This is a genomic window from Streptomyces sp. NPDC054883 (genome assembly GCF_053610645.1).
The window spans coordinates 68,294-91,154 of sequence record NZ_JBSGYT010000018.1 but is presented as its reverse complement, the minus strand read 5'-3'; the positions used below and the strand labels follow the sequence as shown (position 1 = coordinate 91,154).

Genomic DNA, 22,861 nt, shown 5'->3' with positions numbered 1-22,861 from the left:
GTTATCAACCGCCGTGTTGGTCCCTGCTAAATTTAACACCGTCCCGAACCGCACTGTGGGGGGGGGGGCAGGAACCCCCCCCACCACACAGGCTACGCACTATGACTGACTTCGCATCAGCGGACTTACCGGCAGCCAGTGGAGCATCCGTGGAGCGCCGCCGGCCGACGGCCGGGGCTCACGCCGCGCTATTGGCCCCGGTGGCAAGGTCGCTGGCCTCCGCCACGCCCACCACCGCGCCGGTGCTCTTCTTCGACTGGCGCAGCCGGGCCTCCAGCCAGGAGGCGGACGAGGCGAGGGCGTAGTTCACCGCGATGTACAGCGCCGCGATCACGATGAGGGTCGGGATCGTGTTGCTGTAGTTCGCCGAGATCTGCCGGTTCATCGACAGCAGCTCGCCCAGGCCGAGGATCGCGCCGCCGATCGCGGTGTCCTTGAGGATCACCACGAGCTGGCTCACCAGCGCCGGGAGCATGGCCGTGACGGCCTGCGGGAGGAGGACGTACGCCATGGTCTGGCCCTTGCGCATGCCGATCGCCTTGGCCGCGTCCGTCTGGCCGCGCGGCAGCGACTGGATGCCGGCCCGGACGATTTCGGCGATGACCGAGGCGTTGTAGAGGACCAGGCCGGTGACCACCGCGTACAGCGGCCGGACATCGGATTCGACGCTCGAGTACTGCACGTACAGGGCGCTGCCGAACAGCATCAGCATCAGGACCGGGATGGCGCGGAAGAACTCCACGACCGCGCCGACCGGGACCCGCACCCAACGGTGGTCGGAGAGCCGGCCGATGCCGAGCAGCGCGCCCAGCGGCAGCGCGATCACCATGGCGATCACACCGGCCTTGAGCGTTACCAGCAGGCCCGGGATCAGGAACGTCGTCCAGACCTGGCCATCGGTGACGAACGGGCTCCACTTGTCGCCGTCGAGCTGGTGCTTGTCCGCCATGAGGCCCAGCGCCCACCACAGGACCAGGCCGAGCAGCACGACGAAGACGGCGGAGTAGATCCAGTTGCGCAGCTTGGCCTTCGGGCCGGGTGTGTCGTACAGCACGGTACTCATCGCTTCACCGCCGTTCGCTTGGCCACCCAGCCCAGCAGCAGGCCGGTGGGCAGGGTCAGGACGACGAAGCCGAAGGCGAACACCGCGAAGACCGCGAAGAGCGCGTCCGCCTCGTTCTCGATCATTTCCTTCATCAGCAGGGCTGCCTCGGCCACACCGATGGCCGCGGCCACCGTGGTGTTCTTCGTGAGGGCGATCAGTACGTTCGCGAGGGGTGCGATGACCGCCCGGAAGGCCTGGGGGAGCACGATCAGCGTGAGGACCTGGAAGAAGCTCAGGCCCAGCGCGCGGGCGGCCTCGGCCTGCCCCACGGGCACGGTGTTGATGCCGGAGCGCAGCGCCTCGCAGACGAAGGTGCCGGTGTAGGCGGCCAGCGCGAGGACGGCCAGCCGGAAGCCGGTCTCCTTGAAGGTGGTGCCGCCGAGATTGACGCCCAGGGTCTGGCTGAGGCCCAGCGAGCTGGCGAGGATCAGCACGGTCAACGGGGTGTTGCGCACCACGTTGACGTACACGGCGGCGAAGCCGCGCATCAGCGGGACCGGGCTGACCCGTATCCCGGCCAGGACGATGCCCCACAACAGGGAGCCCGCCGCCGAGTAGAGGGTGAGCTGAACCGTCACCCAGAAGGCTCCGAGCAGGTCGTACTGCCCGGAATCAAGAAAATCGAACACGTTGCCCTGCGCTCTCCCAGGATGGCCGGTGAGGTGCGCCGCCGCCCGCGACAGGCGGGCGGCGACGCTCCTCACCGAGGAATCAGCTGCCTTCGGTGATCTGCGGGGCAGGCTCGTTCTTGTAGTCGGCCGGGCCGAAGTTCTTCTTCACGGCCGCGTCCCAGGCACCGTCCGCGACCATCTTCTTCAGCGCGGCGTTGACCTTGGTCTGCAGGTCCTTGTCGCCCTTCTTCAGGCCGATGCCGTAGTTCTCGTTGCTCAGGCTCAGCCCGACCAGCTTGAACTTGCCCTTGTTCTTCTCCTGCGCGGCGTAGCCGGCCAGGATCGAGTTGTCCGTGGTCAGCGCGTCCACGGCCTTGTTCTCCAGGCCGGTGAGGCACTCGGAGTAGCCGGGGAACTCCTGGAGGTCGGCTTCGGGGGCCAGCTTCGTCTTGACGTTCTGCGCCGACGTGGAGCCGGTGACCGAGCAGAGCTTCTTCTTGTTGAGGTCCTCGGCCTTGGTGATCGAGGTGTCGTCGGCGCGGACCAGCAGGTCCTGGTGCGCGAGGAAGTACGGGCCGGCGAAGTCGACCCTGGCCTTGCGCTTGTCGTTGATCGAGTAGCTCGCGACGACCAGCTTGACGTCGCCGTTGGCGATCAGGTTCTCGCGCTCGGAGCTGATGGCCTGCTTGAACTCGATCTGGTCGGGCTGGTAGCCGAGTTCCTTGGCCACGTAGGTCGCCACGTCGACGTCGAAGCCGGTGTACTTGCCATCGGGGGTCTTCAGGCCGACACCCGGCTGGTCGAACTTGATGCCGATGACGATCTTGTCCTTCTTGGCGTCACCGCTCGCCCCGCTGTCGGAGGCCTTGTTGCCGCCGCCGCCGCACGCGGTCGCGGTCAGGGCGAGAGCGACGGCCGCGGCAACGGCCGCACCGGCCTTGTAAACCTTCATCGTGAACTTCCCTCGGATGAGACGTTGTTGAACGCCGAGCGAGACATGCTCCGCCGGCGGGTCCGGGCGCGTCAGCGGTCTGGACCGTTCTGACACCGGATCACTACCAGACGAGACGGTCAGTGGTGCAGGATCTTCGACAGGAAGTCCTTGGCGCGGTCGCTGCGCGGGTTGGCGAAGAACTGCTCCGGCGTCGCCTCTTCGACGATCTTCCCGTCGGCCATGAAGACGACCCGGTTGGCCGCGGAGCGGGCGAAGCCCATCTCGTGCGTGACGACCACCATCGTCATCCCCTCACGGGCGAGCTGCTGCATGACCTCCAGCACCTCGTTGATCATCTCCGGGTCGAGCGCCGAAGTCGGCTCGTCGAAGAGCATCACCTTCGGGTCCATCGCCAGCGCCCGGGCGATCGCCACGCGCTGCTGCTGGCCACCGGAGAGCTGCGCCGGGTACTTGTCCGCCTGGGAGCCGACCCCCACCCGGTCGAGCAGCGACTTCGCCTTCTCCAGCGCCGCCGCCTGGTCCGTCTTGCGGACCTTGCGCTGGCCCAGCATCACGTTCTGCAGCACCGTCTTGTGCGCGAACAGGTTGAAGGACTGGAAGACCATGCCGACATCGGCCCGCAGCCGTGCCAGTTCCCTGCCCTCGGAGGGCAGTTCCTTGCCGTCGACCGTGATGGTCCCCGAGTCGATCGTCTCCAGCCGGTTGATGGTCCGGCACAGCGTGGACTTGCCCGATCCCGAGGGACCGATCACCACGACGACCTCACCGCGGGCAATGCTCAGATCGATGTTCTGAAGCACGTGCAGCGCGCCGAAGTGCTTGTTGACGTTGCTCAGTACGACCAGGCCGTCCGCGGCTCCCGCCGCGTCCTGAACGTCCTTGGTCACTGATACTCCGCTCATCGGCTTCTTGCTCCGTCCTCCGTCGGTTGGGAGGACAGTAGTGACGAGGTGCTCACACCGTCATCACATCTGAGGGAGAATTGAGCATAACGATCCGGCCTCGCCCGGATACGCTCCGTGGGCGACCGCGGTCCGTGGCCTTCTTACGCGTACCGGGTGCATAACGGAAGACCCGCGCGACCGGAACCCTCTTGACGTGGGCCTCCGCATCCGCGTGGATGCAGGGTGGCCACGCCGTGTGCCATCGACCGACCGAGGAAGGGGACCCCGTGAGACTGCTGCTCGTCGAGGACGACGACCACGTCGCCGCCGCGCTGTCCGCGATCCTCGCCCGGCACGGCTTCCAGGTCACCCACGCCCGCAGCGGCGAGGAGGCCCTGCACGCCCTGCTCCCGGCCGGTGCCCCGGCCTCCGTCACCACCCCCTACGGGGTGATCCTGCTCGACCTCGGCCTGCCCGACCAGGACGGCTACGAGGTCTGCGGCAAGATCCGCAAGCGCACCGCCACTCCCGTGATCATGGTGACCGCGCGCGGCGACGTGCGCTCCCGCATCCACGGCCTGAACATGGGCGCCGACGACTACGTGGTCAAGCCGTACGACACCGGCGAGCTCCTCGCCCGCATCCATGCCGTGGCCCGCCGCACCGGTGCCTCCGAGGAGGCCGCCGCCACCGGGACCGGCGCGCCGTCGACGGTCCGGCTCGGTCCCGTCGCCATCGAGCTGCCCACCCGCCGCGTCACCGTGGACGGCGCGGACGTCGCGCTCACCCGCAAGGAGTTCGACCTGCTCGCGCTGCTCGCGCAGCGACCCGGTGTGGTGTTCCGGCGCGAGCAGATCATCAGCGAGGTGTGGCGCACCAGTTGGGAGGGCACCGGGCGGACCCTCGAAGTCCACGTCGCCTCGCTGCGCTCCAAACTGCGCATGCCCGCCCTCATCGAGACCGTCCGCGGGGTGGGCTACCGGCTCGTCGCCCCGCCCGCCCCCTAGCGGGTCCTCCTCGTGCGCGCCCGCCTGCTTCCCCTGCTCGTCGTCCTCATGGCGGGCGTCCTGCTCGCCCTCGGCTTCCCGCTCGCCGTCAGCCTCGCCGCCGGCCAGCAGCAGCGGGTGGTGGTCGACCGGATCGACGACAGCGCCCGTTTCGCCGCCCTGTCCCAGTTCGTCATCGACTCCGAGGGCTCCGCCGCCACCGGGGCCGACCAGCGCCGCGAGACCCTCCAGCTGGAACTGGCCCGCTACCAGGAGCTGTACGGCATCCGCGTCGGCATCTTCTACCGCGACGACAACGCCATGGTCCGCGCCCCCGGGTGGTGGCAGCTCCCGGAGTCCGGCGAGGGCCGCCGGGCCTTCGAGGAGGCACTCGCCGGACGCCGCAGCCACGACCCGGGCCAGGTGTGGCCCTGGCAGACCCAGGGGAAGCTGCTCGTCGCCTCCCCGGTCGTCCTCGACGGGGACGTCGTCGCCGTCGTCGTCACCGAATCCCCCACCGGGCAGCTGCGGGCCCGGATCCTGCAAGGCTGGCTGCTGATCGCGGGCGGCCTCGCCGCCGCCATGCTGCTGGCCTTCGGGGCCGCCCTGCGGCTCACCAGCTGGGTCCTCAAGCCCGTCCGGACCCTGGACGCCGCCGCCCACGGCATCGCGACCGGGCGGATGAACTCCCGGGTCGCCGCCGCCGGCGGCCCGCCGGAACTCCGCCGCCTGGCCCATTCGTTCAACGAGATGGCCGACAACGTCGAAGACGTACTGGAACAGCAGCGGGCGTTCGTCGCCGACGCCTCCCACCAGCTGCGCAACCCGCTGGCCGCGCTGCTCCTGCGGATCGAGCTGCTCGCCCTCGAACTGCCGGAGGGCAACGAGGAGATCGCCTCCGTACGCACCGAAGGCAAACGCCTCACCCAGGTCCTCGACGACCTGCTGGACCTGGCGCTGGCCGAGCACGCCACCGCCGAGATCACCCTCACCGACATCGGCGCACTCACCGCCGAGCGGGTCACCGCCTGGCGGCCCTACGCCGAGGAGAAGGGCGTACGGCTGATCGAGACCGGCCCGGCCGCCGTCACCGGGTGGGCCGATCCCATCGCGCTGTCCAGCGCACTGGACGCCGTCATCGACAACGCCCTCAAGTTCACCCCCGGGGGCGAGGAAGTCGAAGTCTCGGTCACCGCGCGGGACCGCTCGGTCCACGTCGTCGTCGCCGACCGCGGACCCGGCCTCACCGAGGAGGAGCTCCAGCGGGTCGGCGACCGTTTCTGGCGCAGCGGACGCCACCAGAACGTCAAGGGCTCCGGCCTCGGGCTGTCCATCTCGCGGGCGCTGCTCGCCTCGGGCGGCGGATCCCTCGCGTACGAGACGAACCCGCCCCACGGGCTGCGCGTGACGGTGACGGTCCCGCGCACCGCCCCGCAGGCTTCCTGACGCTCACGCCCACCCGAGGGTGGCGCGGGCCGCGGCGGAGCCGGCGTACAGCTCGTCGACGGCCCGGACCTCGAAGGCGGCCGCCGGCTCCCGGCCGGCGCGGGTGACGGCGGGAAGGTACAGGGCCGTGCCGCAGGTGCCGCCGAGGAACCGGCGGGTGCCGTCGGGCAGGCGTCGGTGCAGCTCGTAGTGGCGGACCGGCCCGGCTGCCCGGCGCCACGAGAGGCGGAGCTCGGCCGTGCCGTCCCGCTGGGCCGAGGCGTCCACCTTCAGGGCACCCGGGGCGGCCGGGCGTCGCCGCGGCGCGGTGTCGCGTACCGTCAGGGCCCCGAGCCGCCAGCGCACCGGTACGGTTCCGCGCGGGGTGATCCGTACGGCGAGCCCGTACCCGGTCGTCCCGGGCGGCGGATCGAGCACCGCCCGGGCGCGGAGCCAACGCCGCCCGGTGCTCCGGGCCGCCGTCGTGAGCCAGGTGTACGGGAGCGGGCCGCCCGGGGCGGCGGGCTCGCGCAGGGCGATCCCGATCTCCAACCCGACCGTGCCCGACTCGGCGGCGTGGACCAGTTCGACGATGGCGGGAGCGGACAGCGGCAGCCGGGTGGAGTGCAGGCCGATGACGACCGGCGCGGTGAGCGCGCCCGCCACGAGCAGGCTGGAGCCGCCGCGCCAGGCGTCGGCGAAGTCCAGGGTCACCGCCGGGCGCCGCCCGCTGGTGGCCACCGCCCAGCGTCGGCCCGGGAGCCGGTCCTGGAGCCCGAGGTGGTTCCACGGCGCGTCCGAGGCGACCTCCCCGTCCTCGTACCAGCGCAGCCCGTGCCCGGTGTTGAAGGCGCAGCCGAAGGGCAGCGCCGCGACGGTCGAGCGGTCCGCCACGACGGTCGCCGGAGCGCGCCAGCCGGATTCGGGCGCCGGCCGGGCCGGGTCGAGGGACTCGCCCGTCCAGAAGCGGTCGTCGGCCGCGTGGAAGGCGCCGGGGGAGCGGTCGGAGAGGTGTCCGAGGGTCCATTCGGGCCGGTAGAGGCCGTAACTGACCACGTGGTCGCGCTCGCGCGGGACGATGGCGTCCCAGTCGACGGGCGTGTCCCAGCCCCGGGACTCGGTGTCCACGGCCGCCCACAACTCGTGCCGGCTGCGGCCCAGTCGCTCCGCGAGCGCGCCGGAAGCGGCCAGGGAGCGCGCGGTCCAGCGGAAGTCCACGAACATCGTGTCCGCCACCCGGCCGGCCCGGTCCTCGAAGAACTCCTGATTGAGTGCGTCGAGTTCGCCCTGCCAGCCGACGCTGCCCGTGCTGTTCATGGCGTCGTACCAGGTGATCCGCAGGCCGTGCGGCTCACCGGCCGTGCGCAGCGCGCGCAGGAACTCCCGCATCCGGGTGGCGAGCATGCTGTCCCCGCCGTCGGTCTCGGCGTTGACGAACCAGCCGTCGAAGCCGTACGCCCGCGCTACCTGGACGAGTTTCCCGGCGGTCGGGAACCGGCCCAGGCCGTCGCGCCGGACCAGGTCCCGGGTCCACTGGAGGTCGCCGCCGTACGCGACGGGCGGCAGGAAGACGTTGCCCAGGACCCGGACCCCGTTGCGGTGGGCGGCGTCGATGACGGGCGCGTTCGGCGCGAGCACGATGCCCTCGCCGGCGGAGCCGCCCCAGAACACCAGCTCGTCGAGGTACGCCCAGTGGGTGAGGGCGTAGTAGTCGGCGGTCGCGGAACCCTGGGAGGGGTTCCCGGCGGTCGGCGCGAAGGAGACCAGGGCGGCGATACGGGCCTGGCCGGCGCGGGCTGCCGTGTTCGGCGGCACCGGCGTGAACCGGGGCGCGAGGGGAACGCTCGCGGCGTTGTGGGCCAGGTCGGGGTCCGATCCGGGCGACCACCGCGCGAGGGAGCGCCAGGTGATCCCGGGACCGGGAGCGCCCTGGGGGAGCGAGTCCGGGAACCAGTAGGAGGCGTACGGGGCCAGGGCGGGCGCGGTGGGCGGCGTGATCGGCGTGGCCGCGGCGGCGGCCCGGGACGGGGTCTGCGCCCCCAGCAGGGCGCCCGCCGCGGAGGCCGCCCCGGCGGCGAGCACCCCGCGCCGGCTCGGTCGGGCCCGGGCGGCGGGGATACGGGGGTCGGCGCTGCTGCCGGACTCGGGCACGGGGGCTCCTCGGGCGGGGCGTCGGGGCGGGGTCAGGCGGTGCCGGTGGCTTCGGACACGTGCGGGGGCGGTGCGTCGGGGCCGGGTCAGGTGGTGCCGGTGACGTCGGGCACGTGCAGTACCTCGGTGATGCCGCGCGCGGACAGGTGCGCCGGATCCCGGGCGAGGTCCGCCAGGACCACCGCGGGGCGCAGCCCGCGGGCCGTCAGCACGGCCCAGGCTTCGAAGAACGCCCCGCCCGGAGCGCACACCGACCGGCCGGGGGCGTCCTCCGCCCCGCCGACGTCGACGGCGAGCGCGGTCGAACGGGGCGCGGGCCGGTGCTCGCGGCCCCGCCACAGGGCGGCGATCCGGGCCAGCGCCTCTCCGGCGGGCTTGACCCGGCGGTCGTTGGTGAACAGGCCGAGCCCGTACTCCAGCTCCGGGAAGTCCGCCAGCTCCCGGGACACGTCGTGCGAGCACCACCAGGTCACGCCCCACACGTCCGGGCAGTCCAGGGCGTTGGCCAAGGTGGCTTCGGTGAAATGCGCGGCCCGCTCCGGCGGGATCAGCGGAGCCGGGGCGCCCACCTCCTGGAGCCACACCGGCCGGTGCGGGTCCGCCGCCCAGGCCTTGGCCAGCTCGATCAGGTACGCGGCATGGTGCTCGGTCGCCGTCCCGGCGGCCCCGTGGCGCTGCGCCGTGCCGTTGAACACCCACGAGTGCACGGCGGTGGCCGCGCCGAGCCGGGCCGCCTGGGCCGGGGTGAAGGGGTGCCCGTCCTGGTACCAGGCGGCGTCGTACTCGGCGTGCACGTGGAACCGCCCGGGAGCGCCCTTGTCGCAGGCGGCCAGCATCCGCTCCAGCCAGCGGGCGGCCTGGGCGGCGTCGATGCGGTCGGGGTCGGGGTGCGGGGCGCCGGCGAACTGGTTGATCTCGTTGCCCACCGTCATGCCGAGGAAGTTGGGCCGGTCCGCCAGGGCGGCGGCCAGCGTGGTCAGGTACTCCTCCTGCGCGGCGACCACGTCGGGGTCACGGAAGATGTTGCGCCGGTGCCAGGTCCCGGTCCACGCGGGCAGGAAGTCGAAGCTCGACAGGTGGCCTTGCAGGCCGTCCACGGCGACGTCCAGTCCGCGCTCGGCGGCCGCGTCGGCGAGCGCGACGAGCTGCTCGACCGCGCGCGGCCGGATCAGCGTGCGGTTCGGCTGGAACACCGGCCAGAGCGGGAAGACACGGAGGTGGTCCAGGCCGAGGGCGGCGATCGAGTCGAGGTCGGGCCGTACGTCGTCGAGGTCGAAGTCCAGCCAGTGGTGGAACCAGCCGCGCGCAGGCGTGTAGTTGACCCCGAAGCGCGGGGCGCGGACCGGAGGGGGGTGGCCGTCGGGCATGAGGGTCCCGGAGTTCGGAGGAATTCACCGGACTCATCGAAAACTGCCGGGAGTCGAGGAGTAAGTCAACAGGGCGATACGAGCCGGGCGCGCAGGCCGGGGCCGGGGCGACATCCCTGTCGGCGAACGCGCTCATGCGCTTGAGCCGGCTCGGCGGCAGGAGTGCGCTAATGCGGTTTACCCGAGTTCCGTCGCGCCGCCCCCTGCCGAACTTCCTTATTCCGGTGGGGACTTCCGCCCACCGCGGACCCGCCGTACGTCCGCCTCCCCGAGGTTCCCCCGCACCGCGGAGGAAGCGGTCTGCCGGGGCAGGATCGCGTACGGTCCGGCCATCGCAGTTCGCGCCACCGCAGGAGGATGAGCCGGCCATGGCCCGCAGACCCACCATCAAGGACATCGCCCGCCGGGCCGGAGTGTCGGAGAGCGCCGTCTCCTTCGCGCTCAACGGCCGGCCGGGAGTCTCCCGGGACACCCGGGCCCGCATCCGGCGCGTCGCCGAAGAGCTCGGCTGGCAGCCCAACAGCGCGGCCCGGGCCCTGTCCGGGGCGCGCGCCGGTGTGGTGGGGCTGGTCCTGGCGCGGCCCGCCCGCACCCTCGGGGTGGAGTCCTTCTTCCTCCAACTCGTCTCGGGCGTACAGGAGGTGCTGGCGGCCGGAGGGATAGCGCTCCTGTTCCAGGTGGTGGAGGACATCGACGCGGAGTGCGCGGTCTACCGGCGCTGGTGGGCGGAACGGCGCGTGGACGGCGTCATCGTCGTGGACCCGCGCACACAGGACCCCCGGCCGGAGCTCCTGATCGGGCTGGGCCTGCCCGCGGTGATGGTCGGCGCGTCGGCCACGACCGCCACGACCGCCACGACCGCCACGACCGCCACGACGGGCACGACCGCCACGGCGGCGCCGCTCACCACGGCGGCGCCGCTCGCCGCGGACGGCGCAGCCGGCCCGGACCGCCCGCCCGGCCGGGAGGGCGTGCCCGCCGCCCTGTCCACCGTGTGGGCGGACGACGCCGGGGCCATGGCCCAGGTGCTGGACCACCTCCACCGGCTCGGGCACCGCCGGATCACCCATGTCGCGGGCCTGCCCGGCCTCGCCCACACCGCCCGCCGGATGGCCGCCCTGCGCGCCTGGGCCGAGCGGCACCGGCTGGGCCCCGCCCACGTCCGGTCGGTGGTGACCGACTACTCCGACGCCGAGGGCGCCGCCGCCACCCGCCGTGTCCTCGCCGACCCGGAGCCGCCCACCGCCCTCATCTACGACAACGACGTGATGGCGGTGGCGGGTGCCGCCGTCGCCGCCGGCCTCGGCATCCCCGTCCCCGCCCGGCTCTCCCTCGTGGCCTGGGACGACTCGGCCCTCTGCCGGGTCACCCACCCCCGGCTGACCGCCCTGGTCCGGGACACGGCGGGCTTCGGCCGGCTCGCCGCCGAGGAACTGCTCGCCGTACTGGCGGGAGGCGCGCCCCGGGTCCGGGAGAGCGAGCTGCCCCGGCTGGAACCCCGCGACAGTACGGCGCCGGCCCCGGCCGCATACTGAACCCCGACCCCTTCCAGGAGCGCCGCCGTGACCACTCCCCCCTCCGCCCCCTCCGCGCAGCCCGGCCCGGCCGACGGCCCCACCGTGGCGATCGACATCGGCGGGACGAAGATCGCCGGCGCGCTGGTGCACCCCGACGGCGCGATGACTGCCACCACCCGCCGCCCGACCCCGCGCGGGACGGACGCCGAGGGGGTGATGGCCGCGGTCGCCGAAGTCGTCGCCGACCTCGCGCGGAGCCCCCTGTGGCCGTCGGTGGTCCGCTGCGGCGTCGGCAGCGCCGGCCCGGTCGACACCTCGCGCGGCACGGTCAGCCCGGTCAACATCGGCGCGTGGCGCGGCTTCCCGGTCCTGGACCGGGTCTCGGCGGAGCTCGCGGCTCACGGCGCCCGGATCCCGGCCGTGCTGGCGGGCGACGGGGTGGCCATGACGGCGGCCGAGCACTGGCTGGGCGCAGCCCGGGGCCACGCCGACGCCCTGTGCATGGTGGTCTCCACCGGCGTCGGCGGCGGCCTGATCCTGAACAACCGTCTCCACCCCGGCCCCACCGGCAACGCCGGTCACATCGGCCACATCAGCGTCGCCTTCGACGGCGAGAAGTGCGTCTGCGGCGGCCGGGGCTGCGTCGAATCCCTCGCCTCCGGTACGGCCATCGCCCGCTGGGCCCTCGCCCAGGGCTGGACCCCCGTCGGGGACCAGGACGCCACCGCGGCGGGCGTGGCCGCCGCCGCCCGGACCGGCGACCCCGTCGCCGTGGCCGCGTTCGACCGGGCCGGACGCGCCCTGGCCGCCGCCATCGCGGCCACCGCCACGCTGGTCGAGACCGGCATCACGGTGATCGGCGGCGGGGTCGCCGCCTCCGGGGACACCCTCTTCGAGCCGATCCGGCGCCACCTGGCCTCGTACGCGACCCTGTCCTTCGTGCGGGACCACCGGGTCGTGCCGGCCCGCCTGGGTACCGACGCGGGCCTGATCGGCGCGGCGGCCGCGGCGGCGATGCTGCTGACCGGACCGCCAGCGCCTACGGCTTGACCGAGCGGTAGTAGCGGGCCGCGCCCTCGTGCAGGGCCAGCGGATCGGTGTAGATCGCCGTCCGCAGGTCCACCAGCTGCGCGGCGTGCACCTCGTGCCCGATCCGGTCACGGCTGGAGATCACCGTCCGGGTGAACCGCTCGGTCAGCGCCGGACTGCTGTCGTCCCGGGTCACCAGCAGGTTCGGCACCGCCAGCGTGGCCACCGCCGAAGTGTTGCGGGCGCGCGCGTACGCGTCCTGCGGCATCACCGCCGCCCGGTAGTAGCGGGACGGGGTGCCGCTGCCCTGGAGCCGTTCCACGAGGTCGCCCAGCTGCACGAGGCGGATCTCGAACCGTTCGGACAGTTCCCGTACCGCAGTGGTCGGCAGGCCGCCGGACCAGAAGAACGCGTCGATCCGCCCGGCCTCCAGCTCCGCCGGCATGGTGTCGATGCCTATCGACACCGGGGTGATGTCCTTCGCCGGGTCCAGCTCGGCCGCCGCCAGCAGCCGGTCGGAGATCAGCCGCACCCCGGACCCGGCCTGGCCGACCGCGACCCGCTTGCCCTTCAGGTCCCGTGCCGACTGCACCGGCGACCCGGCGGGCACCACCAGCTGCACGTAGTCGTCGTAGAGCCGCGCGACGCCGCGCAGCCGCCCGGCGCCCGGTTTCCCGTCGAGCTGGTACTTCGCGACCGCGTCCGCCGTCGCGATGGTGAAGTCGGCCTCCCCGGCGGCCACCCGCTGGAGGTTCTGCTGGGAGCCCTCGCTGGGCTCCAGCCGGACCTTCACGCCGGGCAGGTCCGTCGCGAGCGCCTGCTCCAGCAGCTCCCCGTAGCGGTGGTAGACGCCGGTGCGCACCCCCGTGCTGAACGTGAGCTCGCCCCTGGGCTCCGGCTCCCCGAAGGGCCTCAGCCACCACACCGCCAGTCCGAGGACGGCCAGCAGCGCCGCCAGGCCCCACAGGGCGCGACGCCGGCTCACGCGGGGCGGTACGAGGTGCACGCCGGCGATCCTGCCACCCCGTCCGCCGTCCTGTCACGGCCCGGCGGCCGCGCAGGGCGGACCGGTGCCCCCGCCGCCCCGCGGACCGGAGGGCCCGCGGCGAGCGCCTACCCTTGTTCCATGACCAGCAGCAGCGACCGGAGCACGGCAGTGGACGTCAAGGGAACTTACGAGGTGCGCACCTACGGGTGCCAGATGAACGTGCACGACTCCGAGCGGCTCTCCGGTCTGCTGGAGGACGCCGGCTACGCGCGGGCGCCCGAGGGCTCCGACGGTGATGCCGACGTCGTCGTCTTCAACACCTGCGCCGTGCGCGAGAACGCCGACAACAAGCTGTACGGAAACCTCGGCCGGCTCGCCCCGATGAAGACCAAGCGCCCCGGCATGCAGATCGCCGTCGGCGGCTGCCTCGCGCAGAAGGACCGGGACACGATCGTCCAGCGGGCCCCGTGGGTCGACGTGGTCTTCGGTACCCACAACATCGGCAAGCTGCCCGTACTGCTGGAGCGCGCCCGCATCCAGGAACAGGCGCAGGTCGAGATCGCCGAGTCGCTGGAGGCCTTCCCCTCGACGCTGCCGACCCGCCGCGAGTCCGCGTACGCCGCCTGGGTCTCGATCTCCGTCGGCTGCAACAACACCTGTACCTTCTGCATCGTCCCCGCGCTGCGCGGCAAGGAGGAGGACCGCCGCCCCGGCGACATCCTGGCGGAGGTGGAGGCCCTGGTGGCCGAGGGCGTCTGTGAGGTCACGCTGCTCGGCCAGAACGTCAACGCGTACGGCTCCGACCTGGGCGACCGCGAGGCCTTCTCGAAGCTGCTGCGGGCGTGCGGGCAGATCGAGGGCCTGGAGCGGGTCCGCTTCACCTCGCCGCACCCGCGCGACTTCACGGACGACGTGATCGCGGCGATGGCCGAGACCCCCAACGTGATGCCGCAGCTGCACATGCCGCTCCAGTCGGGATCCGACCCGATCCTGAAGGCGATGCGCCGCTCGTACCGGCAGGAGCGCTTCCTCGCCATCATCGAGAAGGTCCGCGCCGCCATCCCGCACGCGGCGATCTCCACCGACATCATCGTCGGCTTCCCCGGCGAGACCGAGGAGGACTTCCAGCAGACGATGCACGTCGTGCGCGAGGCCCGCTTCGCCAACGCCTTCACCTTCCAGTACTCCAAGCGCCCCGGCACCCCCGCCGCGGAGATGGAGGGGCAGATCCCCAAGGAAGTCGTCCAGGAGCGGTACATGCGCCTGGTCGCCCTCCAGGAGGAGATCTCCTGGCAGGAGAACAAGAAGCAGGTCGGCCGCACCCTCGACGTCATGGTCGCGGAGGGCGAGGGGCGCAAGGACGGCGCCACGCACCGGCTCTCCGGCCGCGCCCCAGACAACCGTCTCGTGCACTTCACGAAGCCGGACGAGGAGGTCCGCCCCGGCGACGTCGTGACCGTGGACATCACCTACGCCGCCCCGCACCACCTGCTGGCCGAGGGCCCCACCCGCTCCGTGCGGCGGACCCGCGCCGGCGACGCGTGGGAGAAGCGCAACGCCGCCCCGGCCCAGCCCGCGGGCGTCATGCTCGGCATCCCCACCCTGGGCATCCCGGCCCCCCTCCCGGCCCCCGCCTCCGGCTGCGCGGCCCCGTCGGCCTGACACGGATCCAGCCGCGCCGGGGGCGCGGGGCCAAACCCGGCTCGTCGGCGTTCGAGGCGCGGGGTCGGGCAACTCCAGCCTCGCCGGCGATTTGAGGCGCGGGGTCCGGGGCGGAGCCCCGGAAAGCCCGGCGCAGCCGGGGCCGCTCGCGCCGCGGCGCCGCAGTCGAACCGCCCCGGCGCAGGCGCAGGCTCCGGCCGGAGTACGGCCGAGCCACCCCCCGCCCCGCCCGGCGACGACTAGGCTGCGGATCATGCTCGTAGCCGCCGCAGTCTGTCCCGCCCCGCCGCTCCTCGTGCCGGAGGTCGCCGCGGGGGCCGCAGTCGAACTCGACGCCGCCCGTACCGCCTGCTCGGACGCGCTCGCCGTGCTCGCCGCGTCCCGCCCCGGCCTGCTGGTCGTCGTGGGCGCGGCCGGGCCCGGGCAGTCCGGCCCGTACCCCCAGGGCTCCCGCGGCGGCTTCCACGGCTTCGGCGTCGAGGCCGGCGTACGGCTCGGCGCGGGGCCAGAAGACGGGACGCGCGCCCTCCCGCCCGCCCTGGCCGTCGGCGCCTGGCTGCTGGACCACGCCCGCTGGGGCGCCGCGCCCGTCGAGGGGCTCGCGGTGGCGGAGTCCCTGGGCACCGCGGAGGCCCTGCGCGCGGGCCGGGACCTCGCCGCCCGGGACGGCCGGGTCGCCCTGCTCGTCATGGGGGACGGCAGCGCCTGCCGGACCTTGAAGGCGCCGGGCTACCTGGACGAGCGGGCCGAAGCCTTCGACGCCGCGGCCGCGACGGCCCTCGCGGCCGCGGACACCGACGCCCTCGCCGCTCTCGACGTCACGCTCGCCGCCGAACTCAAGGCCGCCGGCCGCGCGCCCTGGCAGGTCCTCGCGGGCGCCGCCGAGGGGGCGGGGCTCGGCGGGCGGCTGCTGTACGAGGACGCCCCGTACGGGGTGGGGTACTTCGTCGCCGCCTGGTCCTGAAACCCCGGGCACGCGGAAGGGGTGCGCGGTCCCACCGGACCCCGCACCCCTTCACCGACCGCGTCAGGCAGCCGCCGGCGGCGTCGGCCCGCCGGGACCGTCCTTGTGGGCGATCTTGCCCAGGGCGCCCTTGGCCTTGCTCGCGCCGCTCGTGATCTGGTCGCTGTACTTGCCCTTGGTCTTGGAGTCCACGACCTTGGCCATCTTGTCCAGACCGTCGCCGATCTTGCCCTCGTGCTGCTGCGCGAGGTCGCCGACCTTGTCCTTCGCCGGTGCGAGCTTGGCCTTCAGACTGTCCAGGAGGCCCATGGGTCACCTTCCATTGCCGGTAGCTACGTACGGGCGCCCTCGCCGGTCTCGCTGTCAGCGGCGGCCTCCACCGACTGCTGCTTCGGGATCTCCACGGCCTCCGCCGCCGGACCCTCCGCCTCGGCCGGCACGGCCTCCGCTTCCTCGGGCGTGGCCGTCAGGCCCTCGGGAACCACCTCTTCGGTCGAACCCTGATCCTTACGGCCAAAAAACCGGCCAAAAACACCCATGTCTACTCCCATAAACGTTACTCGTGCGTGTGGAGTTCCGCCTCGGCCGGACCGGCCTCCCCCGGGCGCGCCGGGCCGGGAACCCCGCCAAGGCAACGACTCCGGCCGCGTCCCGTCACGTCACTCGATCGGGGATCCGCCGCAGGGTTTGCGAGACTGGGGCAGTGAGGAATGCAGCCCCCGCCCCGCGGGTCATCGCCGTCGTCGGTCCCACCGCGGCCGGAAAGTCCGACCTGGGCGTAGCCCTGGCCCATCACTTCGGCGGGGAGGTCGTCAACGCCGACTCCATGCAGCTCTACCGTGGGATGGACATCGGCACCGCCAAGCTGACGCCGCAGGAGCGCGGAGGCGTTCCGCACCACCTCCTCGACGTCTGGGACGTCACCGAGACCGCGAGCGTCGCCGAATACCAGCGCCTGGCCCGCGCCGAGATCGACAAACTGCTCGCCGAGGGCCGCACCCCGGTCCTCGTCGGCGGCTCCGGGCTGTACGTCCGTGCCGCGCTCGACGCGATGGACTTCCCCGGCACCGACCCGGCCGTGCGGGCCCGGCTGGAGGACGAGCTCACCCTGCGCGGCCCCGGCGCCCTGCACGCCCGGCTGGCCGCCACCGACCCGGACGCCGCCCACGCCATCCTGCCCAGCAACGGCCGCCGGATCGTGCGGGCCCTGGAGGTCATCGAGATCACCGGGCAGCCGTACACCGCCAATCTGCCCGGCCACGAATCCGTCTACGAGACCGTCCAGATCGGCGTCGACGTGGCCAGGCCGGAGCTGGACGAGCGGATCGCCCTGCGGGTGGACCGGATGTGGGAGGCCGGGCTGGTCGACGAGGTCCGGGCGCTGGAGGCGCGGGGGCTGCGCGGCGGGATCACCGCCTCCCGCGCGCTCGGGTACCAGCAGGTCCTGGCCGCCCTCGTCGGAGAGTGCACCGAGGACGAGGCGAGGGCCGAGACCGTCCGCGCCACCAAGCGCTTCGCCCGCCGCCAGGACTCCTGGTTCCGCCGGGACCCGCGCGTGCACTGGCTCAGCGGAGCCGCCGCCGACCGGGGGGAACTCGGCGGACTCGCGCAGTCGTTGGTCGAACGAGCGGTCACAGCCTGATCACGTGATGGCATCGGGAAGCCCCGTGCGCCCGTCTCGGCCTCCGGACCGTGCCATCATCAAACTGCTGAACAGCGGCGTACGAAGTCCGAGTGGGGAGGGCGCGTGGCTATGGAGGCCGGCCCTCGTGACACTGGGCGGGACGACACCGGACGGGAAGCGGACCCGATGCTTCACCGTGGGACCGCCGAGTCTGCCGGACCCGCGCCGGAGCCTGCCTCCGGGCCGGTACCGCGACAGGAAGCGCAACCGCAGCCTGCCGGGCCCGACGGTCCCGGCGCGCTCGGGCTGCCCGCCGACCCCGCCCGGCTGACGCCGGACGGCCCCGACGCGCCGGACACCGCGGCCGAGGGCGCCACCGGTCCCGAGTTCGAGGTCGAACTGCGTCCGCAGCGCCGCCTGCGCATCTGGCAGATCACCCCCATCGTGATGCTGGCCGCCGCCGGCTCGCTCATGTTCGCGTTCCCCCTCGCCTTCGAGTTCGGCGACGGCGGAGCCGTGGTCGCCATGCTCGGCTTCCTCATCAGCTGCTGCGCCGGCGGCTGGGGGATGATGGCCGCGCGCCGGGTCGGCTACTCCCTGCCCGGGGTCCCGCCGCGGGGCAGCGGCCGCAGCCCCGACTGGCGCATGGTGGGGCTGTACGCGCTGGTCGCGCTGGCCGTCGTAGCCCTCGCCGCGTACCGGGTGGCCCGGCTCCGCTAGAGGGTGTCCCTTACGATGGGCCCGTGACGCACAGCACCCTCCCCTTCCTCAAGGGCCACGGAACCGAGAACGACTTCGTGATCGTCCCGGACCCGGACAACGCCATCGAGCTGCCCGCGGGTGCCGTCGCCAAGCTCTGCGACCGGCGGGCCGGCATCGGCGCGGACGGAGTGCTGCATGTGGTGCGGTCCGCCGCCCACCCCGAGGCCGCGCACCTGGCCGGCGAAGCCGAATGGTTCATGGACTACCGCAACAGCGACGGTTCCGTCGCCGAGATGTGCGGCAACGGTGTGCGCGTCTTCGCCCGCTTCCTCCAGCACGCCGGGCACGTCGAGCCCGGCGACCTCGCCGTCGCCACGCGCGGCGGCGTCAAGCACGTGCACCTCGACAAGACCGGCGACGTGACCGTGTCGATGGGCCGCGCCGAACTGCCCGAAGGTGAGGTCACCGTCTCCGTCGGCGAACGCACCTGGCCCGCGCGGAACGTGAACATGGGGAACCCGCACGCCGTGGCGTTCGTTGAAAGCCTCGACGACGCCGGGAACCTGCTCACCGCCCCGCCGTTCAGCCCGGCGTCCGCCTACCCGACGGGGGTCAATGTCGAGTTCGTCGTCGACCGCGGCCCCCGGCACGTCGCCATGCGCGTCCACGAGCGCGGCTCAGGCGAGACCCGCTCCTGCGGCACCGGCGCCTGCGCCGTCGCCGTGGCCGCCATCCGGCGGGACGGCGCCGACCCGGCCCGCACCGGCCGGCCGGTCACGTACACCGTCGACCTCCCCGGCGGCACGCTCCTCATCACCGAACACCCCGACGGGCGGATCGACATGACCGGACCGGCCGTCATCGTGGCGTCCGGAGAGTTCGAAGCGGCCTGGCTCACCGAAACGGCTTTCGCCTGAAGCTTCCCTCTAATGGGTGATCCGTTTCACGCTGTGCGAGAGGTGGACTGCGCCACGTGGTGGGGTCGGTAACATCAGGCACCGGCCCTGAGGGCTCACCCCATGCCCGCCACCGCCGGTCGAAGCCGCCGGAGGTTCCCATGAGTGCAGAGGCCACGAACCCCGAAGCACATCCCGAAGCGCGCCCTGAGCTGCGCAGACGGAGCCGGACCAGGCTTGACCTGCGTCGGCTCGGACGCGCCGCCCTGCTCGGCCCGCCGTCCCGCGACCGGCTGCCCGACGCCATCGGACACGTCGCGGAAGCCCACCGTGCCCACCATCCGGACGCCGACCTGTCCATTCTGCGGCGCGCGTACCTCCTCGCGGAGACCTCCCACCGCGGCCAGATGCGCAAGAGCGGTGAGCCGTACATCACACACCCGCTCGCCGTCACTCTCATCCTCGCCGAACTCGGCGCGGAGACCACCACGTTGACGGCCTCGTTGCTGCACGACACCGTGGAGGACACCGAGGTGACCCTCGATCAGGTCCGCGAGGAGTTCGGCGACGAGGTCTGCTTCATCGTCGACGGCGTCACCAAGGTGGAGAAGATCGACTACGGGGCCGCCGCCGAGCCCGAGACCTTCCGCAAGATGCTCGTCGCCACCGGCAACGACGTCCGCGTCATGTCCATCAAACTCGCCGACCGGCTCCACAACATGCGCACCCTCGGCGTGATGCGCCCCGACAAGCAGGCACGCATCGCCAAGGTCACCCGCGACGTCCTCATCCCGCTCGCCGAACGGCTCGGCGTCCAGGCCCTCAAGACCGAGCTGGAAGACCTCGTCTTCGCGATCCTGCACCCCGAGGAGTACGAGCGGACCCGCGCGCTCATCGCCGCCCACACGGGCGAGAACGACCCGCTGCCCGCCATCGCCGACTCCGTGCGCTCCGTCATGCGCGACGCCGGCATCGCCGCCGAAGTGGTGATCCGCCCACGGCACTTCGTATCCGTCCACCGCATCTCCCGGAAACGCGGCGAGCTGCGGGGCTCCGACTTCGGGCGCATCCTCGTCCTGGTCGCCGAGAACGCCGACTGCTACGGGGTGCTGGGCGAACTGCACACCTGCTTCACCCCCGTGGTCTCCGAGTTCAAGGACTTCATCGCCGTCCCGAAGTTCAACCTCTACCAGTCGCTGCACACCGCCGTCGCCACGCCCGACGGACACGTCGCCGAAGTCATCGTCCGCACCCGGCAGATGCACCGCGTCGCGGAGGCCGGCGTGGTCGCCCTCGGCAACCCGTACACCACCGGCGAAGCCGCCGACTGCGACGAGGAACGCGTCGACCCCACCCGCCCCGGCTGGCTGTCCCGCCTCCTCGACTGGCAGCAGTCCGCGCCCGACCCCGACACCTTCTGGACGGTCCTGCGCGCCGAACTCGCGCAGGACGGGGAGATCACCGTGTTCGGGGCGGACAGCGGCACCGCCTCCCCGCGCACCCTGACCCTGCCGGGCGGCGCCAGCTGTATCGACGCCGCCTACGCCCAGTACGGCGAGGCGGCCCACGGCTGTATCGGCGCCCGCGTCAACGGGCGCCTCACCTCCTTGTCCTCCCGGCTGTCCGACGGCGACACCGTGCAGCTGCTGCTCGCCCAGGACTCCTCCTCCGGGCCGGCCGCCGACTGGCTGGAGCACGCCACCACCCCCGCCGCCCGGATCGCGATCAGCAGCTGGCTCGAAGCGCACCCCGACGGCGACGCGGCCACCACCACCGCCGCCCGGGCGCCCCTGTCCGTGGTGGGCGCGCGCGGGGGCAGCGGCAACGCCGTCGCCGACCTGCCGAACGCGCACGTACGGCTGGCCGGCTGCTGCACCCCCGTACCGCCGGACGCGGTGGCCGGGTTCGTCGTACGGGGCGGGGCCGTCACCGTGCACCGCGTCCACTGCCCGGCCGTGGCCCAGATGCGTGCCCTGGGCCGTAGCTCGGTCGCCGTGCACTGGCGGGCCACCGCCGACTGCCGCGTCACGCTGGTCGCCGAATCGTTCGGCCGCCCGCACCTGCTGGCCGACCTGACCGAGGCGATCGCCCGCGAGGGGGTCGAGGTGGTCTCCGCGACCGTGGAACCGCCCGTCGAACAGCGGGTCCGGCACACGTACACCCTCCAGCTCCCCGACGCGGCCGGGCTGCCGGCGCTGATGCGGGCGATGCGCGACGTACCGGGCGTGTACGACGTCAGCCGCGCCTAGCGTCCCCGGCCCGCCCCTAGGCCGGTCCACGGTCCGGCCGCCTCGTTCGGGTGGCCCCGGCGCGCGCCGGTCGCAAGGGGACGCCGGCCACTGGTAAGCGATGGTGGATGCAGCTCACCTCCCCCCGCCTGCGCGCCGCGCTGCTCGCCGCGGCCTCCCTCACCCTCGTCGCCGCGGTGCTGCCGCCACCGAAGGCGCTCGGCATCGGCGACCGCCTCTTCCCGGAGCTGGGCAACCCCGGCTACGACGTCCTCTCGTACGACCTGTCCTTCACGTACAAGGACAACCAGAGCCCGCTCGACGCGGTCACCGTCATCGACGCCCGGGCCCTGGCGGACCTGGACCGCGTCAACCTCGACTTCACCCACGGCACCGTGGCGTCCGCCGAGGTCAACGGGGAACCCGCGCGCTTCGAGAGCGCCGGGGAGGACCTCGTACTGACCCCGGCGCGGCCGGTGGCGGCCCATACGGCGCTGCGCGTCGTCGTCCGGCACACCAGCGACCCGCGCGGCCGCGACGACGGCGGCTGGGTGACCACCGAGGACGGGCTCGCCATGGCCAACCAGGCCGACGCCGCCCACCGGGTCTTCCCGTGCAACGACCACCCCGCCGACAAGGCGTTCTTCACCTTCCGGATCACCGCCCCCGCCGGTCTCACGGCCGTTGCCAACGGCCTGCCCGCCACCCTCCCGGCCGAGCGCTCGGGACGGCCCACCACCTGGACCTACCGAACCGTGCACCCCATGGCGACCGAACTCGCCCAGGTCTCGGTCGGCTCCTCGGCGGTGCCGTCCGGCACCGGCCCGCACGGGCTGCCGCTGCGCGACGTGGTGCCGGCCGCCGACCGGCAGCGGCTGGAGCCCTGGCTCAAGAAGACCCCCGGGCACATCGCGTGGATGGAGAAGCGCGTCGGGCGCTATCCCTTCGAGAACTACGGCGTGCTCATCGCGCGCGCCAGGACCGGCTTCGAGCTGGAGACCCAGACCCTCTCGCTCTTCGAGAGCGGCCTCTTCGCGGCCGACGCCTACCCCCAGTGGTACGTCGAGTCCGTCATGGTCCACGAGCTGGCCCACCAGTGGTTCGGCGACAGCGTGACCCCGCGCACCTGGTCCGACCTGTGGCTCAACGAAGGACACGCGACCTGGTACGAGGCCCTTTACGCCGACGGCCTCGGCAAGTACTCCCTGGAGCGGCGCATGCGCGAGGCGTACCAGCGCTCCGACCAATGGCGGGCGGCCGGCGGCCCGCCGGCGGCGCCCAAGGCGGCCCCGCCCGGGGAGAAGATCGGGCTGTTCCGGCCGGTGGTCTACGACGGCTCCGCGCTGATCCTCTACGCCCTGCGCCAGGAGATCGGCGCCGACGCCTTCGACCGGGTCGAGCGGCGCTGGGTGGCCGAGAACGCGGACTCCACGGCCGGCACGGAGGACTTCGTACGCCTGGCCTCACGCGAGGCCGGACGGGACCTCGGGGCCTTCCTCAAGCCGTGGCTGTACGGCACGACGACCCCGCCGATGCCGGGACATCCGGAATGGAGCGCCGCCACGGCGGCGAAGCCGCAGGCGGCGAAGAAGACCGAGACGGCGAAGAAGGCCTGAGACGGACGGGGGCACCGGACGGGACGGCCGGCGCCCCTGCGGCGGTCCGTCCGTCCGAAAAGCGTGTGACGGGCGCCGAACGGGCATGTCACCATCGACGGGCCGGTCCGCGGGTCTTCCGGGCCCCCGGCTCCGGGAATCTCCGGGCGGT

At 73.1% G+C, this 22,861-nt stretch carries 20 protein-coding genes; 11 read left to right on the top strand and 9 right to left on the bottom strand.

Annotated features, from left to right (window positions below):
- Window positions 1-178: 178 nt before the first annotated feature.
- The 4 genes from ACWGH1_RS16090 to ACWGH1_RS16075 all read right to left on the bottom strand — a co-directional run bounded on the left by ACWGH1_RS16090 (window position 179) and on the right by ACWGH1_RS16075 (window position 3,573).
- On the bottom strand, window positions 179-1,063 hold the full coding sequence (locus tag ACWGH1_RS16090; RefSeq protein WP_453357656.1) for an amino acid ABC transporter permease: 885 nt from the start codon (window positions 1,061-1,063) through the stop codon (window positions 179-181).
- Window positions 1,060-1,734 carry an amino acid ABC transporter permease gene (locus ACWGH1_RS16085; protein ID WP_453357657.1) on the bottom strand — a complete coding sequence of 225 codons (675 nt, stop codon included), beginning with the start codon at window positions 1,732-1,734 and terminating at the stop codon, window positions 1,060-1,062. The genes ACWGH1_RS16090 and ACWGH1_RS16085 overlap by 4 nt, the downstream gene beginning before the upstream one ends.
- Window positions 1,735-1,816: 82 nt before the next feature.
- Window positions 1,817-2,668 (bottom strand): glutamate ABC transporter substrate-binding protein, encoded by an 852-nt coding sequence (locus ACWGH1_RS16080; RefSeq protein WP_453356976.1) that lies wholly within the window; start codon window positions 2,666-2,668, stop codon window positions 1,817-1,819.
- Window positions 2,669-2,787: 119 nt separating this feature from the next.
- Window positions 2,788-3,573 carry an amino acid ABC transporter ATP-binding protein gene (locus ACWGH1_RS16075; protein WP_453356975.1) on the bottom strand — a complete coding sequence of 262 codons (786 nt, stop codon included), beginning with the start codon at window positions 3,571-3,573 and terminating at the stop codon, window positions 2,788-2,790.
- A gap of 269 nt (window positions 3,574-3,842) precedes the next feature.
- Here ACWGH1_RS16075 and ACWGH1_RS16070 point away from each other — a divergent pair, with 269 nt between their 5' ends.
- Both ACWGH1_RS16070 and ACWGH1_RS16065 read left to right on the top strand, forming a co-directional pair.
- Window positions 3,843-4,562, top strand: a complete 720-nt coding sequence (locus tag ACWGH1_RS16070; protein WP_453356974.1) for a response regulator transcription factor — start codon at window positions 3,843-3,845, stop codon at window positions 4,560-4,562.
- A gap of 12 nt (window positions 4,563-4,574) precedes the next feature.
- On the top strand, window positions 4,575-5,987 hold the full coding sequence (locus ACWGH1_RS16065; protein ID WP_453408732.1) for an ATP-binding protein: 1,413 nt from the start codon (window positions 4,575-4,577) through the stop codon (window positions 5,985-5,987).
- Window positions 5,988-5,990: 3 nt separating this feature from the next.
- Here the strand turns inward: ACWGH1_RS16065 and ACWGH1_RS16060 are convergent, their stop codons facing one another.
- Together ACWGH1_RS16060 and ACWGH1_RS16055 are read right to left on the bottom strand one after the other, a co-directional pair.
- Window positions 5,991-8,117 (bottom strand): endo-beta-N-acetylglucosaminidase, encoded by a 2,127-nt coding sequence (locus tag ACWGH1_RS16060; protein WP_453354038.1) that lies wholly within the window; start codon window positions 8,115-8,117, stop codon window positions 5,991-5,993.
- An 86-nt stretch (window positions 8,118-8,203) separates the two neighbouring features.
- On the bottom strand, window positions 8,204-9,484 hold the full coding sequence (locus ACWGH1_RS16055; protein WP_453354039.1) for a glycoside hydrolase 5 family protein: 1,281 nt from the start codon (window positions 9,482-9,484) through the stop codon (window positions 8,204-8,206).
- Between the two features lie 368 nt (window positions 9,485-9,852).
- On the opposite strand from ACWGH1_RS16055, the gene ACWGH1_RS16050 reads away from it, so the two are divergent.
- Together ACWGH1_RS16050 and ACWGH1_RS16045 are read left to right on the top strand one after the other, a co-directional pair.
- The gene (locus tag ACWGH1_RS16050; protein ID WP_453354040.1) at window positions 9,853-11,019 is read left to right on the top strand and encodes a LacI family DNA-binding transcriptional regulator; all 1,167 of its coding nucleotides are present in this window, start codon (window positions 9,853-9,855) and stop codon (window positions 11,017-11,019) included.
- Window positions 11,020-11,046: 27 nt separating this feature from the next.
- Complete coding sequence (locus tag ACWGH1_RS16045; RefSeq protein WP_453354041.1) at window positions 11,047-12,051, top strand: ROK family protein; 1,005 nt, start codon at window positions 11,047-11,049, stop codon at window positions 12,049-12,051.
- Here ACWGH1_RS16045 and ACWGH1_RS16040 read toward each other — a convergent pair.
- Entirely contained in the window at window positions 12,041-13,036 is a 996-nt protein-coding gene (locus ACWGH1_RS16040; RefSeq protein WP_453354042.1) for a TAXI family TRAP transporter solute-binding subunit, read from the bottom strand. The two genes, ACWGH1_RS16045 and ACWGH1_RS16040, sit on opposite strands and share 11 nt — an antisense overlap.
- 120 nt (window positions 13,037-13,156) lie before the next feature.
- Between ACWGH1_RS16040 and miaB the strand changes: the two genes are divergently transcribed.
- Complete coding sequence (gene miaB, locus ACWGH1_RS16035; protein ID WP_453354043.1) at window positions 13,157-14,680, top strand: tRNA (N6-isopentenyl adenosine(37)-C2)-methylthiotransferase MiaB; 1,524 nt, start codon at window positions 13,157-13,159, stop codon at window positions 14,678-14,680.
- Window positions 14,681-14,933: 253 nt separating this feature from the next.
- Window positions 14,934-15,644 (top strand): hypothetical protein, encoded by a 711-nt coding sequence (locus ACWGH1_RS16030; RefSeq protein WP_453408731.1) that lies wholly within the window; start codon window positions 14,934-14,936, stop codon window positions 15,642-15,644.
- A gap of 63 nt (window positions 15,645-15,707) precedes the next feature.
- Here ACWGH1_RS16030 and ACWGH1_RS16025 read toward each other — a convergent pair whose 3' ends face one another.
- Window positions 15,708-15,953 (bottom strand): antitoxin, encoded by a 246-nt coding sequence (locus ACWGH1_RS16025; protein WP_453354317.1) that lies wholly within the window; start codon window positions 15,951-15,953, stop codon window positions 15,708-15,710.
- 23 nt (window positions 15,954-15,976) lie between these two features.
- Entirely contained in the window at window positions 15,977-16,183 is a 207-nt protein-coding gene (locus ACWGH1_RS16020; RefSeq protein WP_453354318.1) for a hypothetical protein, read from the bottom strand.
- Window positions 16,184-16,347: 164 nt separating this feature from the next.
- On the opposite strand from ACWGH1_RS16020, the gene miaA reads away from it, so the two are divergent.
- The 5 genes from miaA to ACWGH1_RS15995 all read left to right on the top strand — a co-directional run bounded on the left by miaA (window position 16,348) and on the right by ACWGH1_RS15995 (window position 22,710).
- Window positions 16,348-17,286: a tRNA (adenosine(37)-N6)-dimethylallyltransferase MiaA gene (gene miaA / locus ACWGH1_RS16015; RefSeq protein ID WP_453354319.1), complete on the top strand. Its 939-nt coding sequence runs from the start codon at window positions 16,348-16,350 to the stop codon at window positions 17,284-17,286.
- A gap of 105 nt (window positions 17,287-17,391) precedes the next feature.
- Window positions 17,392-17,988: a hypothetical protein gene (locus ACWGH1_RS16010; protein ID WP_453354320.1), complete on the top strand. Its 597-nt coding sequence runs from the start codon at window positions 17,392-17,394 to the stop codon at window positions 17,986-17,988.
- A gap of 23 nt (window positions 17,989-18,011) precedes the next feature.
- The gene (gene dapF, locus ACWGH1_RS16005; protein WP_453354321.1) at window positions 18,012-18,887 is read left to right on the top strand and encodes a diaminopimelate epimerase; all 876 of its coding nucleotides are present in this window, start codon (window positions 18,012-18,014) and stop codon (window positions 18,885-18,887) included.
- 140 nt (window positions 18,888-19,027) lie between these two features.
- Window positions 19,028-21,115, top strand: coding sequence for a RelA/SpoT family protein (locus ACWGH1_RS16000; RefSeq protein ID WP_453354322.1), 2,088 nt, complete (start codon window positions 19,028-19,030; stop codon window positions 21,113-21,115).
- 107 nt (window positions 21,116-21,222) lie between these two features.
- Window positions 21,223-22,710: a M1 family metallopeptidase gene (locus ACWGH1_RS15995; protein WP_453354323.1), complete on the top strand. Its 1,488-nt coding sequence runs from the start codon at window positions 21,223-21,225 to the stop codon at window positions 22,708-22,710.
- Window positions 22,711-22,861: the final 151 nt, after the last annotated feature.